The 14,145-nt window shown below is 75.3% G+C and carries 7 protein-coding genes; 6 read left to right on the plus strand and 1 reads right to left on the minus strand.

Features of this window, described 5'->3' with window-relative positions:
* Positions 1-21 precede the first annotated feature (21 nt).
* The 4 genes from AC3ET3_RS19015 (at position 22) to AC3ET3_RS19030 (ending at position 5,843) form a co-directional block, all read left to right on the plus strand.
* Positions 22-2,268, plus strand: coding sequence for a HAMP domain-containing protein (locus AC3ET3_RS19015; RefSeq protein WP_435612548.1), 2,247 nt, complete (start codon positions 22-24; stop codon positions 2,266-2,268).
* Between the two features lie 6 nt (positions 2,269-2,274).
* Positions 2,275-4,185, plus strand: coding sequence for a poly-gamma-glutamate synthase PgsB (gene pgsB / locus AC3ET3_RS19020; protein WP_435612526.1), 1,911 nt, complete (start codon positions 2,275-2,277; stop codon positions 4,183-4,185).
* A gap of 87 nt (positions 4,186-4,272) precedes the next feature.
* Positions 4,273-4,755 (plus strand): poly-gamma-glutamate biosynthesis protein PgsC/CapC, encoded by a 483-nt coding sequence (locus tag AC3ET3_RS19025; RefSeq protein ID WP_432133324.1) that lies wholly within the window; start codon positions 4,273-4,275, stop codon positions 4,753-4,755.
* 17 nt (positions 4,756-4,772) lie between these two features.
* Positions 4,773-5,843, plus strand: a complete 1,071-nt coding sequence (locus tag AC3ET3_RS19030; protein ID WP_432133323.1) for a C40 family peptidase — start codon at positions 4,773-4,775, stop codon at positions 5,841-5,843.
* A gap of 132 nt (positions 5,844-5,975) precedes the next feature.
* On the opposite strand, the gene AC3ET3_RS19035 is transcribed toward AC3ET3_RS19030, so the two are convergent.
* Entirely contained in the window at positions 5,976-10,133 is a 4,158-nt protein-coding gene (locus AC3ET3_RS19035; RefSeq protein ID WP_435612527.1) for an FHA domain-containing protein, read from the minus strand.
* A gap of 400 nt (positions 10,134-10,533) precedes the next feature.
* Between AC3ET3_RS19035 and AC3ET3_RS19040 the strand changes: the two genes are divergently transcribed.
* Together AC3ET3_RS19040 and AC3ET3_RS19045 are read left to right on the plus strand one after the other, a co-directional pair.
* Positions 10,534-12,273: a serine/threonine-protein kinase gene (locus AC3ET3_RS19040; protein ID WP_435612528.1), complete on the plus strand. Its 1,740-nt coding sequence runs from the start codon at positions 10,534-10,536 to the stop codon at positions 12,271-12,273.
* 136 nt (positions 12,274-12,409) lie between these two features.
* On the plus strand, positions 12,410-13,657 hold the full coding sequence (locus tag AC3ET3_RS19045) for a serine/threonine-protein kinase (RefSeq protein ID WP_435612529.1): 1,248 nt from the start codon (positions 12,410-12,412) through the stop codon (positions 13,655-13,657).
* Positions 13,658-14,145: the final 488 nt, after the last annotated feature.

A 14,145-nucleotide genomic window follows, 5' to 3' on the forward strand; every position in this document is an offset into this window, starting at 1 on the left:
CGTGCCCGCAGACGCGCGGACATGCCGCTGCTGGGCGGCATACGGCCCCCGATCGCGCTGCTGTGCGTGCTGATCCTGGCCCTGGCCGGACTGACCGCCAAGGTGCTGGGCCCCACGGGCGAGCAGGTGGTGCCCGAGGCGGTGCTGTCCTCGCAGCGCTACTTCGCGGAGGACGGCGCCATCGCCCTGCGGGCCTCGATCGACGAGCGGGTCACCGACCTCGAGCGCACCGCGGCCACGCTGAACGCGGGCAAGCCCGTCGAGCCGGAGCGCATCCTGTCCGACCTGGGCACCACGTACCAGAAGTGGACCGGGACCACGATCGTGGACCTGGAGAGCGGGAAGGTGCTCGCCGCCCGCGGCGAAACCATCCCCATCGGCTGGCTGGACGAGGACGTCCTCACCGGTGACCACGCCCTGACCCCCCGTATGGTCCGCCTGGCCACCGGCGACGTACGGCTGATGACCATGGCGGTCCTCGAGGGGAAGGACCGGTCGCAGCACCTGCTCATCGCCTCCAACAGCCTGTCCGTGCCCGCCATCAACCTGGGCCCGTTCCGCTCCATGGCGGTCGTGGCCAGGGGCGGCGAGATCCTCGCCACGGCCGGCTTCGAACGGGCCGAGGCGCTCAACTCGGACCAGGAACGCAAGGAACTCTCCTTCCTTCACCAGCAGATGAGCCGGCTCGGCGAGCAGGCGGCGAAGAAGACCGAGCAGGACCCCGTCAGCGCCAGGGAGCCCGGCTCCCGCGGCTACCCCGGGGTCAGCGGAACACTGGTCGGCGACGACTACAACGGCCGTGTCGCCACGGTCGGCTACGCCTCCCTCGCCTCCTCCGACCCGGAGGAGAAGCGAAGCGTCGGCGCCGGACTCGGCCTCACGGTCGTCGCCCTGCTGCCGGTGGTGCAGCAGCAGGCCGACGGGCAGGAGCGGGGCCTGTACGGACTCGTGGCGGCCGGTCTCCTGGTGCTGCTCGGACTGCTGGCCGCGGCCGTGCTGTGGATGGCCGTGCAACGGCCCCTGCTGCGGCTGTTCCTGGAGTCCCGCCGACTGGCCCGGGGCGACCTGACGCGGTCCGTCACCGCGTCCGGCTGGGGCGAGGCGGCCCGGATCGGCGCGGCCCTGGAGCGGCTGCGCGGCCGGCTGAGCGGCTCCGAGGAGACCGCCGCCCCCGGCCGCAGGAGCCGCATAGGTCTGCGGGTCCCGCTGGCCCTGACCGCCGCCCTGCTCCTGCTGTGGTGCGTACCGGTCGGCCTGCTGCTCAACCGCACGGACGCCTCCGTCAGCGTGCCCGCCACCATGGTCAACGACCAGCGGGACCGCACCGACCTGATCGCCGACCGGGTCCGGCGCGCGCTCAACGAGGCGCAGGCCGACCTCGTCTCCACCACCCGCCTGATCGACGCGGAGGACCCCGGCGCCGCGACCAAGGTGCTGGAGGACGCCCTGAGCCGGCACGCCCGGTACGACGCCCTGTACGTCGTCGACGAGGACGGCCGGGTGGTCGCCCGGTCCGGCGGCGACCCGCACGCGTGGAACCGGGACGGCGACGAGGACGGGAACCGGGCGCTGATCCGGGTCGTGCGGGGCGGCAAGAAGCCGGTGGTCCAGGCATCGGCCGCGGTGCCGGGCCACAAGGGCACGACCCTGGTCGGCGAGGTGCGGGTGGAGTTCCTCAACTCGCTGCTGAAGCGGCCCGGCCTGGGAGAGGTCCGCGTGGTCGACTCCCAGGCGAGGACCATCGCCGCCAGCGACGGCTTCCTCGCGTTCGAGGGGCTCCCGCGCGACGCACTGACCGACCTGGTCACCGCGGGCAACCTGCGGGTCGGCCAGGGGCCGGTGGAGAACGGCCTGCTGATCCGCGAGGGGGGCTCGGTCACCGTCGCCGCGGCGGCTCCGTTCTCCGGCGGCGGCGTGGCGGCGGACATCGGCTGGTCGCTGGTGAGCTGGCAGAACGCCGAGCACTTCGAGATCACCCCCTACGAGCGCGAGGACCGCAGCGTGCTCGCCGGGCTGCTCGGGCTCGCGGCCATCGTCGTCTGCCTGGGCTGGATCCACCTGGTGGTCGTCCGGCCGCTGCGCGCCCTCGCGGCCTCCGCCGAGCAGCTCGCCGACGGCGACCTCAAGACCGTGCTCTACCCCCGCTACCACGACGAGGTGGGGGCCGTGGTCCGCAGCCTCGAACTGATCCGCCAGCAGTTGCAGGCCCGCAGACAGAACCAGGCGCGACAGCAGGCCGAACCCCGGTCCGTCGCCGGAGGAAGGTGACCCGTAGTGCTCTACCTCTACTTCGTGCTGCTGATCGGCGGGGTGTCCCTGCTGGTCGCCGGCATCGTGGAGCAGCGCAGGCACTACGCCGCCCTGCACGCCATACCCTCCCGGGTGCTGGTCAACGGCATCCGCGGCAAGTCCTCCATCACCCGGTTGTGCGCGGGCGCCCTGCGCGGCGGCGACCTGGTCACCGTGGCGAAGACGACGGGCACCGCAGCGCGGTTCATCCACCCCGACGCCACCGAGGAGCCGGTCTACCGCAAGTTCGGCATCGCCAACGTGGTGGAGCAGATCGGCATCGTCCGCCGGGCCGCCGCCTACCGCCCCGACGCGCTGGTCATCGAGTGCATGGCCGTCATGCCGGCCCTCCAGGAGGTCAACCAGAGCAAGCTGATCCGCTCCACGATCGGCGTGCTGTGCAACGTCCGCGAGGACCACCTCGCCGAGATGGGGCCGACCCTGGACGACGTGGCGCGCTCGCTGTGCCGCTCGATGCCGGAGGACGGCATCTGCGTGACGGCGGAGAAGGAACGTTTCCACATCCTCCAGGAGGAGGCGGACGCCCGTAACTGCCGGCTGATCTACGCCGACCCGGAGACCGTCACCGACGAGGAACTGCGCGGGTTCAGCTGGTTCACCTTCAAGGAGAACGTGGCGATCGCGCTGGTCGTCGCCGAACTGCTCGGCGTGGAGCGGCAGGTCGCCCTGCAGGGAATGTACGACGCTCCGCCGGACCCCGGTGTGCTGTCCGTGGAGCGCTACGTCACCCCGGCGGGCAGGCGGCTCGCCTTCGCCAACGTGTTCGCGGCGAACGACCCCGAGTCCACGCTGATGAACATCAACCAGCTCCTGGACCTCGGCGCGATCCGCCGTCCCGTGAACGTGGTGATCAACTGCCGCCCGGACCGGGTGGAGCGCAACGGCCAGATGGGCGAGATCATCCCCGACCTCCGGCCGGACAACGTCTTCGTCATCGGACACCCTTCGAAGAGCGCCATCGACGCCATTCCCGCCGAGTGGCGCAACCGCGCGGTCGACCTCGGGGGCGAGCGGCGCTCGGCGGACGAGTTCATGCCCGCGATGCTCGACCGGATGTCCGACGGCTCCTCCCTGGTCGCCGTCGGCAACATCCACGGACAGGGCGAGGAACTCCTGGAGTACCTCGCCGAGCTCCCGGCCGACGACACCGACCCGGAGCCCGTGCCGGCCGAGGCCGCGGCGGCCCCGGCGCGGCCCCAGCGCCTGGACCCCTACGCCTCGTACCCCACGGCCTACGAGGAGCGCTACCAGGCCTCGCAGACCCAGGAGATCCCGGTGATCCGGATCCCGGCCCAGCCGGCGCACGGTTACCACCCGGACGTGCCGGGGACCTACGGCGACGGCGCGCAGGCGTACGCCGGCACCCCGGCGCAGGCCGGCCCGCACCCCATGACCCGGGGGCAGGCCCCGGACGGCGCCTCCCCGGACCGGGCGGCGTACGGGACGACGGGGCACGCCGGAACCGGCGCTTTCCCGGAGCGGGCCGGATACGACAGGGCCTCGGACGGGTCTGCCCACGGCATGTACACCGAGTCGGTCGCGCAGGGCACGGGCCCGGAGCGGGCCGCGTACACCACGGCCCCGGAACGGTCCGCCCACGGCTCGCCCGCCGAGCCGGCCGGAAGCGGCGAGGTCCCGGAGCGGTCCGCGTATGCAGAGGGCACGGACCGTTTCGCCCGAGGCGAGGCCTCGGAGCCGCCCGCGTACGGCGAGGTCCCGGAGCGGCCCCACGGCCACGGGCTGCGCCCCGCCGGGGAACCCTCGTCCACGGGCGGCGGCTCGTGGTTCACCGCCGAACAGCCTGCCGCGGGCCGCCGGCGGCAGGCACCGGAGAGGTTCGCCGACGACGACCGAGGCGGCCCGCCGCATGCCTGACACCCGCGCGGCTGCCGGGGCCGTGCCGGCCGAAGCCGGCTGCCCCCCGCCCCGACCCCGCACTCGCATCCCCGCCCGGAGAATCCGTTGACCACCGCCGCCCTGACCCCCGAGATGGCCGCCCTGGGCATCGCCATAGGCCTGTTCTTCTCACTGCTGTGCTACCTCACCACCAACCTGTCGCCCGGAGGCATGATCACTCCCGGCTGGCTGGCGCTCACGTTGATCGAGGACGTCCAGCGTGCGGCCATGGTCGTCGGTGTCACCGCTCTGACCTACGGCGGCACGAAGATCATGCAGCGGTTGGTGATCCTCTACGGCAAGCGGCTGTTCGCCGCCGTGGTGCTGCTGGGCGTGCTGCTGCAGGCCACGGTGATGATCGTGCTCTCCCTCGAGTTCCCGCTGATGTACGGCAACCAGACCCTCGGCTTCATCGTGCCGGGCCTGATCGCCTACCAGATGGTGCGCCAGCCCAAGGGCGCCACCTTGCTGGCCACCGGAACCGTCTCCCTCATGGCCTACATCGTCGTCGCGGCCGGCCTGCTGCTCGGCGTCATGCCGACCGTCTGAGAACCCAGGAGCAAACGATGGCAGGGAAGAAGAAGACGCGTCCCCTCGTCGGCGCACTGGTGCTGCTCGCGCTCGTGGGGACCTCCGGCTACCTCACCATGGAGCTGCGCAAGCAGGAGGACCCGGGGATCACCGAGGTGCGCAACGTCGGCATCCTCAAGGGCGGCTCCAGCGCCTCCGCGGACACCGGCGAGGAGACCTGGTCCCGGCTGCAGAACCCGGCGCGTTCCGTGCTGCGCGGCGCCGACGGCCGGATCAAGGGCGTGTTCACCGACGGTGCGCTGACCGCGACGCTGACCGGTCCGGCGCGCACCTTCCAGGAGCCCGCCTCGACCGCTTCCAAGGTGTCCACCACCGACTGGGTGCGGCTGATGCCCGAACCGTGGTCCAAGGGCGCGGAGAAGGAGAAGTGGTTCAAGGACTGGTACGCCGAGTACGCGACGAGCGAGAAGGACGACATCTTCGCCTTCGCGTTCGACTACGTGGCCGGCGCCCCGGAGAAGAAGGACAAGCAGGGCGTCGTCTACGCCGGTGACGCGAAGTTCGGTCCCCTGAACCCCAACGGCTCCGCAGGCAACGACCTGCGCCTGGAGCAGTCCGACTTCTACGACTACCTCGGCGTCCCGTACCCCTTCCGGGACGGCGTCGTGGGACGGCCGGAGAGCATGCGGGCCCGGTCCATCGACTGCTCCGGGTTCATCCGCATGGTGTGGGGCTACCGCGCCCGCTACCCGCTCATGTCCTCGGACGAGTCCGGCGACGGCCTGCCCCGTACCGCCAACGGCATGGCCCGCTCCGGCGAGGGCGTGGACGTACTGCCGCTGACCGGCATCTCGGCGAAGGACCGCCCGTCCGCGATCGACCAGCTGCAGCCGGGCGACCTCGTCTTCTTCAAGCTGGACACGCGCACGGGCGAGCGCCTCGACCACGTCGGCATGGTCCTCGGGCACGACACGGAGGGCCACCTGATCTTCGTGTCCAGCCGCGAGGAGGTCGACGGGCCGACCATCGGCGACATCGGCGGAGTCTCCCGGCTGGACGGCAACGGCTACTACGCGAAGACGCTGCGCAGCGCCAAGCGGCTGTGAGCCCGTTCTCCGACCGGCCGTGAGCCCGTTCTCCGACCGGCCGTGAGCCCGTTCTCCGACCGGCCGTGAGCCCGTTCTCCGACCGGCCGTGAGCCCGTTCTCCTCCGGACTCCGGGACAGGAACCGGCGGAGTCAGCGGAGCAGGGGAGGCACCAGGGCCGCCGACACCTCCCGCGCGGCCCGCTCCAGCGCGCTCGCCAGCAGGGCCAGGTCGGTCGGCCCGTTGCCCAGCTCGCGCACCGGGCGGCGGGCCGGCGGGTCGCCCATGCGGTGCCACTCCAGCGGGACCACCGTGGGGCGCAGGGTGGCCGTGCGGGGGATACGGCCGGTGACCCGGCCGCCCTGGAAGCCGGTGACGCCGCCGTCCGGTCCCGTCAGCCGCCCTCGGCCGGGCGAGGGCTGGTCCGGGCCCCCGGGGGCGGGCGCGTCGAGCGCGACCCGCAGCGTCGCCCGGCGGGCCGGCTCCCACTCCGCCGTACGGCCGCCCGGCCCGGCCGCCGCCACCAGGTGCACGCCGAGCCGCGCGCCCTCGCGGGCCACCGCCTCCAGCGCCCGGGTCACCGAGCCCGCGGCCGGGCGGCCGGGCGAGCCCAGCGCCGGACTCAGCAGCGCGTCCAGGTCGTCGACCACGACCACCAGCCGGGGCAGCGCGGGCGCCGCCTCGGCCCGCTGCCGGGCCGCCGCGCCGGGCCGCAGCCGCAGGGTGGAACTGGGTGGCGAGTCGAGGTCGGCGGCACCGGCCGGACCCGTGCCGTCGGCGGCGGGCCGGGTGCCGGTCGGTCCCGCGGCGTGCGGGGCGCGCTGTGCGCCGATCCGCCCGGACACCTCGCGGTGCCGGTGCCACTCCGTGAAGTCGGCCCGCCCCAGCAACTCGGCCCGCCGCTTCAGCTCGGCGCTCAGCGCCTGCGCGAACTCCCGCATCCGCACCGGGTCGTTGGCCGTCAGGCGCGTCGTCACATGCGGTACGTCCGTACAGACCCCGAGGCCGTCGCCGTGCCCCGCGCCGCCCTTGCCGACGCCGTCCCGGCCGTCCACCAGGACCATCGCCAGCCGGTCCGGCCGCTCGGCGGCGGCCAGCGACGCGACGAGCGCCCGCAGCAGTTCCGTACGGCCGCTGCCGGGCGGGCCCTCGATCAGCAGGTGCGGTCCGTCGGCGGCGAGGTCCACCGCGACCGGGCCGCGCGGACCGGCGCCGAGCACGGCCGTCGCCCTGCCGCCGAGCGCCCGGGCGTCGTCGGCGGCGTCCGCCCAGCGCGCCATCAGCGACGCCGGGGTGGCCCGGGCCAGGCCCAGCTCGTCCAGCAGCCGGGCCGCCGGGGGCAGCGGCGCCGACACCCGAGGGCGCCGCTCGCCGCCCGCGCCGTCCGGTCGCAGCGGGGCCAGCGCCCGCGCGAACCGTTCCGCCCAAGCGGCCGACACCGCGTCCACCGAGCCGAGCGTGCCGTGGCCCACCGGTCCGGCCGGCTGCCCCGGCGACCCGCCGCGGGCGACCCGCAGCAGCCGCAGCGCCGTCGCCACGTCCCCGCTGAGCAGCGCCACCGCGCCGCACTCCCGGAACACGGGCACGGCCGCACAGGCGGCCTCGTAGGTCTCCGACACCGGGGAGGCGGCGGACGCGGACGGGGTCTCGGCCAGACACACGACGTGGATCCCGGCCCGGGGACCGTCCAGCGCGAGCCGCGCCACGGCCGAACGCAGCGCGGACGTGCCGGGGTCGCCGTCCACCACGAGCACGGCGTACGGGCCCGGGGTGTCGTCGGCGGGCGCGTGGTGGGCGGTTGGGTGGTGCGGGCTGGCAGCCGACGCCGCCGGCCCCGCCGGTGCGCCCTCCGTGTGCCCCTCGGACGGGCGGTGGGCGTCGGACGCGGACGGCCGGGACGGCCGGTCCGCGAGCCGCCGCAGCAGTTCGTCGGTGCGCGCGGCGGCCTGTTCGCGGTCGTAGGAGAGGAGCAGGCGGCAGTCCTGGCCGTGGCCGGGCCGCAGATGCGGGAGCCAGCCGAGCCAGCCCCACTCCGCGGTGCGCTCCTCCACGGGGCGCGCGGGGTCCGAGCTGAGCAGCACGATCTCCAGGGTGTCCGGGGAGTGCAGCGCGGCGAGCTGCGCCAGCACCGCGCGGGCCAGCCCCGACAGCCGCTCGCGCGGCCCGGCCAGACCCAGGGAGCCGACTTCGCGCAGGCCCGCCGTCACCGGCACCGCGGGCAGCAGTCCCGAACCGTCGGGCGCGGGCCGGTCGGCCGCGCCGAGCCGCACGGTCAGCGCCTCCGGGTGACCGGGGGCGCGCTCCCACAGCCGGGGGCCCGGGCCGAGCGCCGTCAGCAGCAGGCCCGCCAGGTCGGGCCAGGTCTCGGGCAGGGCGGCGGCCGTCGTGGCGGGTTCGGTGGCTGCCGGGGCGACGGCGTCGCCGTACGCGGCCGCGCCCTCGGCGTGGTCCGGTGCGCCGGGCCGCCCGCCCGACCGTCCGCCGGCCAGCCGCCGCGCCCACGCGGACAGACCGCCGCGCCTGCGGGCGGGGGCCGCCTCGGCGCCGTCCTGCGGATGGGCGCCCCGGGCACCGTCGGAGGACACGGCGAACGGACCCGGCCCGGAACGGCCCCCGTGGGTGTCGCCCGGGGCGGCGGGGGCGGGGCGGGACTCGACGGCGGCCTGGGGGAGGGGACCGGCCGTGGACGTGGGGGCCGACGCGGCGGCGGGGGTGGGGGCGGGGCGGTCTGCCGAGCCGTTGCCGAGCTGCCGGGGGAGGCGGGGGTCGCGAGGGAGGCGGGGGTCCCCGGGGAGCGGGAGCTCCGTCACGGGGGCGTGCGCCGCAGGGGCGCCGTTCTTCGCGACGGGGTGGCTCTCGGCGGTGGTGCGGCTGCGCGGGGCGGGGTGGTGCGCCCCGCTGGGCTGGTCGGCGTCGGGGCGCCCCGGCCACCCTCGGGCGCCACCACCGCGGTCGTCGGAGCCGACGGTACGGCCCGAGCCGTCGGTGCGCTCGGAGCCGGTGGTGGGATTGGAGTAGGCGGTGGGACCCGTGTAGGCGGCGCGGTCGGCCGGGGCGCAGCGGTCACCGTCGGTGCGGTCGCCCGGGGCGTGGCGGTCACCGTCGGCGGGGTGGTGCGCGCCGGGCCCGCCGTTCTCGATGGACGGGGCGAGGCCCTGACCGGGGACTCGGCTCGCTTCCGGGGCGTGGGGCGGCCGGTCGCCCCTGGGCGCCCCGGGGACCTGCGGCGCCCGCGAGGCGTCCCAGTGCACCGTGCCGCGGGCATGACCGGTCGGCCCCGAGGGGCCACCCCGCCCGCCGGACGCGGCCGGGGCGGCCCCCGCCGCGTCGGCGCCCCGCGCCCTGCCGCCGTCACCGGCCCCCGTCGTGCCGCCGGGACGCGCGCCTGTCGGCGTACCGCCGGTGTCCGTGCCCGTCGCCGTGCCGCCGGGACGTCCGCCGGCCGGCGCGCCCGCGCTGCCGGAACCCGTCGCCGTACCGCCGGGGCGCGTACCCGCCGCCGTACCCCCGAGGTCCGCCTCGGCCCGCGTACCGCGGCCGCCGGGGCAGGCCCCGGTGCCGGCACCAGGGGCGCTCGCCCCCGCAGCCGTACCGTCGTTCCCCGCCGTAACGCCGTCCCCTGCCGTAACGCCGTCGCTCGCCGCGCCGCAGGGCACGCGTATGTGCCCCTCGCCGTCCGGGGCCGTCGGCACGCGGGCCTCCGGGCCGCCGGGGGAGGCCAGCCGCAGGGTCGATTCGCCGATCCGCAGGAGCGCGCCCGGCGGGAAGGGACGCGGGCGGTCGCGGACGGGGGTGCCGTCCAGGGTGGTGCCGTTGGTGGAGCCGAGGTCCACGACCGTGACCCGGCCGTCGGCGGCGAGGGTGACCGCGCAGTGCAGCCGGGAGACGTCGGGGTCGTCGAGCGGGACGTCGGCGTCGGCGGAGCGGCCGACCCGGACCTGCCCGCCGTGCAGCAGGTGGACCCCGCCCGCGTCCGGCCCCGCGACCACGTGGAGGCGGGCCGGGGCGTCGTCGACCTCGGGATGCGGCTCGGGGTCGGCGGGCGTGCCCAGGGACAGCACGGCGCCGTCGGTCAGCGGGGGCTCGCCGAGTGTGGCGCGCCGGGTGTCCAGCCGTTCCGCCCCCGCGTACAGCACCACCGCGCCGCCGCCGGACCCCTCGCCGCCGGCCGCCGCGGCGAGCGCCGTCGCCACCGCCGCCAGGGCCGTGCCCGCGGGCGCCGTCACGAGCACGTCCCGGCGCACTGCACGCCCCCGGGCCCGGTCCCCGGGCGGGCCCTGCGGGTCTACGACGGTCAGCCGGATCTGCATCGCCGTCAGCGGTCCCTTCTGCGCGGGCGGCGCGGAACTCCCCCCACCCCGCACGAGCACGTCGGCCAGTACTCCCCTACCCCCCGCATCCTCGCACCTGTCACCGACAATGCGCCCGCCGTCCGGTGACAAGTGATCTTGATTGGTCGGCTCTGCCCGTAAAAGTGCCTGACCGGGACCGCCCGGGTGATCGCTCAGGACCGGTGTTGAGATCGGTCACGTCCGTATCGGGCAACCGGCGGACCGACCCGAGCGTCTTTCCTCCGAACATGCCCGGGAGGCGGTTCGAACGTGAACGGGGGACGGTACGTAAGACGCACAGAATGACGACAGGCCGGTACGACGGTCTCCGGCACTACAGTGGTTCGGAACGTAGGGCAAGCAGCAGGGAGCGCATGACGTGCGGCCGGTAGGGAGCAAGTACCTCCTTGAGGAACCGCTGGGGCGCGGCGCCACGGGGACGGTGTGGCGAGGACGTCAGCGCGAGACGGCGGGCGACGAGGCGGCCGTCGCGGGCCGGCCCGGCGAGACCGTCGCGATCAAGGTCCTCAAGGAGGAGCTGGCCGGCGACCCCGACGTCGTGATGCGCTTCCTGCGGGAGCGCTCCGTGCTGCTCCGGCTGACCCACCCCAACATCGTCCGAGTGCGCGACCTGGTCGTCGAGGGTGACCTGCTGGCGCTGGTCATGGACCTCGTCGACGGCCCCGACCTGCACCGCTACCTGCGGGAGAACGGCCCCTTCACCCCGGTCGCCGCCGCCCTGCTCACCGCCCAGATCGCCGACGCGCTCGCCGCAAGCCACACCGACGGCGTCGTCCACCGCGACCTGAAGCCCGCCAACGTGCTGCTCCAGCAGCAGGGCGACCAGCTCCACCCCCTGCTGACCGACTTCGGCATCGCGCGCCTCGCCGACTCCCCGGGACTGACCCGCACCAGCGAGTTCGTCGGCACGCCCGCGTACGTCGCGCCGGAGTCCGCCGAGGGCCGCCCGCAGACCTCGGCGGTCGACGTCTACGGCGCCGGAATCCTGCTGTACGAGCTGGTCACCGGCCGTCCGCCGTTCTCCGGCGGCTCGGCCCTGGAGGTCCTGCACCAGCACCTGAGCGCCGAGCCCCGCCGCCCCTCCACGGTGCCCGACCCGCTGTGGACGGTGATCGAGCGCTGCCTGCGCAAGAACCCCGACGAGCGGCCCAGCGCGGTCAGCCTCGCGCGCGGGCTGCGCATCGTCGCCGAGGGCGTCGGCGTGCACGCCAACCCCATGCAGATCGCCGCCGCCGAGGGTGTGGGCCACGTCCTCGCCCCCGACCCGGCCCCGACCGCCGTCCCCGGCTCGGGCAGCGGCGCCGACGCCACCCAGGTGCTGCCGCACGGCTCGGCGGCGGGAGCGGGCGGACCGCAGGGGGCGTACGACCCGAACGCCGCGACCAGCGTGCTCCCGCACACCTCCGGCGGCCCCGGCGGGGCCGATCCGACGGCCGTCATGCCGCCCGTGCCGCCGCACCGGCCCGGCGGACAGCAGGACCAGTACGGCCAGGACCCGTACGGGCAGCAGGGCGGGGAGCCGGAGCAGCCGCACCCCTGGCAGACCCAGCTGCGTGCCGCCCGGGACCGCAACGAGCAGACCCAGATCCAGTACCTGGACCCGGACGAGGACCCCCTGCGCCGCCGACGCCCCCAGCGGCAGGTCGCCCGGCCGCAGCAGCCGCCCCAGGGCGGCTACGGCTATCCGCAGCAGGCCCCGCAGCGGCAGCCCCAGCGGCAGCAGTACGCGCCCCCCGAGCACCAGCAGCCGCACCAGCAGCCCCAGCGGTACGCGCCGCCGCCCGCTCCGGAGCCCCGGCCCCGCCAGGCGCAGCGCCCCGCCCCCGAGCCCCGGGAGCCGCGCGCGCCCCGGCAGCGCGGCGCCAACCCCATGAAGATCCCGGGGCTGGGCTGCCTGAAGGGCTGCCTGTTCTCGATCGTCATCATGGTCGTGGCCGGCTGGATGATCTGGGAGTTCACCCCGCTGCAGGACTGGATCGGCACGGGCAAGGGCTACTGGGAGCAGCTCGGCGACTGGTTCACCACCGTGACCGGCTGGATCGAGGACCTGGGCAGCAGCGTCTCCGACGGCGGCGGCGCGAGCACGGGGACGGGCTGACCAGCCCTCACCCGGGGTTCGATCCCGGCGAGTTTGCGGATTTGTCGACATCTGACGGGTGATTTACGTCCCCGCGGTGAAGGTTGGCTCGTCCGACGCGTACTTTTAACGACAACACGCGTCGGTAGGAGCAGCCTTGGCACGGAAGATCGGCAGCCGGTACACCGCCCACCAGATCCTCGGGCGGGGCAGCGCCGGCACGGTGTGGCTGGGCGAGGGCCCCGAGGGTCCCGTCGCCATCAAGCTGCTGCGGGAGGACCTCGCGTCCGACGAGGAGCTGGTGGGCCGCTTCGTGCAGGAGCGCACCGCGCTGCTCGGCCTGGACCACCCGAACGTCGTCTCCGTGCGCGACCTCGTCGTCGACGGCAACGACCTGGCGCTGATCATGGACCTGGTCCGGGGCACCGACCTGCGCACCCGCCTGGACCGCGACCGGCGCCTGGCCCCGGAGGCCGCCGTCGCGATCGCGGCCGACGTCGCGGAGGCCCTGGCCGCCGCGCACGCCGCGGGCGTCGTCCACCGCGACGTCAAGCCGGAGAACATCCTGCTGGACATGCAGGGCCCGCTCGGCCCCGGCGGCTCGCACCACGCCCTGCTGACGGACTTCGGCGTGGCGAAGCTCATCGACATCCCGAAGCGGACCCGCACCACCAAGATCATCGGCACGCCGGACTACCTCGCCCCGGAGATCGTCGAGGGCCTGCCGCCGCGCGCCGCCGTCGACATCTACGCCCTCGCGACCGTCCTCTACGAGCTGCTGGCAGGCTTCACCCCCTTCGGCGGCGGCCACCCCGGCGCCGTGCTGCGCCGCCACGTCACCGAGTCCGTCGCGCCCCTCCCCGGCATCCCCGACGAGCTGTGGCAACTGGTGATCCAGTGCCTCGCCAAGGCCCCCGCCTCCCGCCTGCGCGCCTCCGAACTGGCGGCCCGCCTGCGCGAACTCCTCCCCCTGCTGGCCGGCATCCCCCCGCTGGACGTCGACGAACCGGACCCCGAGGCCGACGACGACTCCGAGGACCCGGACCGCACCGCCGCACCCACACCCCCCTCCGCCCCCCGGGCACGCCGCGGCGCCGTCCCCCTCGTCCCCGGCGCCCGGCCGGACTCCAACCGCGACACCCACACCTCGATGCGGGTCCCGGCCCCCGACGAACTCGCCGGCGGCGCCCACGGCACCGCCCGCGTCCCCCGCCCCACCGGCGCCCCCCGCCCCGGCTCGGCCCGCGCCCGCGCCGCGGCCCGCCGTCGCCGGATCACCCTGACCGTGGCGGGCACCGCCCTGGCGGCGGCCCTGGGGGTGGGGGCCTGGCTGGCCACCTCGGACGACGGCTCCACCGACCAGCCCGAGAACGGGACGACCACTTCGGCCCCGGCACGGCCGTAGCGTGCGGCGCGTTGTTCCCCCTCGTCCCCGGCGTCGCCCTCGCAGCGGCCTTGGGGACGAGGGCGTGGCTGGCCCCTTCATGGACGACGCTTCCGACGACTCTCCACCGGCCCCCGCCACGACATCGGTCCCGGCCGCGCCGTAGCGGCCCTGGCGACGCTCAGTCACCTCACCGGGCCGACCGGCGTGAAAAACCCTTGCCCGCACTCGAACGTGTGTGCGTACGATGATCGCTGCGCTCGGCGGAGGAGCCTGACCACTCCCGCTGACGAGCGCGTCACCGGCGACCGGGGGAACACCGTCGCCAAGGGGGAATGCGTTGTCATGCCGTCACACCGATCAGCCCTGAGCCGGCCTGGATCCGGCCAGGCGCTGCTGACGTCTGCTCTTCCCACTCAAGGCCACAGGCAGTTCCCAAACGCTTCGTCGGGTTCAACACCCGTGTGCCAACGAAGGAAGGGGAGTCCTGTTGCGTCCGAAGCCGTGGC

This window comes from Streptomyces sp. bgisy159, from assembly GCF_057707805.1.

Coding starts and splice junctions, on each gene's coding strand:
- AC3ET3_RS19015 (WP_435612548.1), top strand. CDS start 22: ATGCCGCTGCTGGGCGGCATACGGCCCCCGATCGCGCTGCTGTGCGTG.
- AC3ET3_RS19030 (WP_432133323.1), top strand. CDS start 4,773: ATGGCAGGGAAGAAGAAGACGCGTCCCCTCGTCGGCGCACTGGTGCTG.
- AC3ET3_RS19035 (WP_435612527.1), bottom strand. CDS start 10,133: ATGCAGATCCGGCTGACCGTCGTAGACCCGCAGGGCCCGCCCGGGGAC.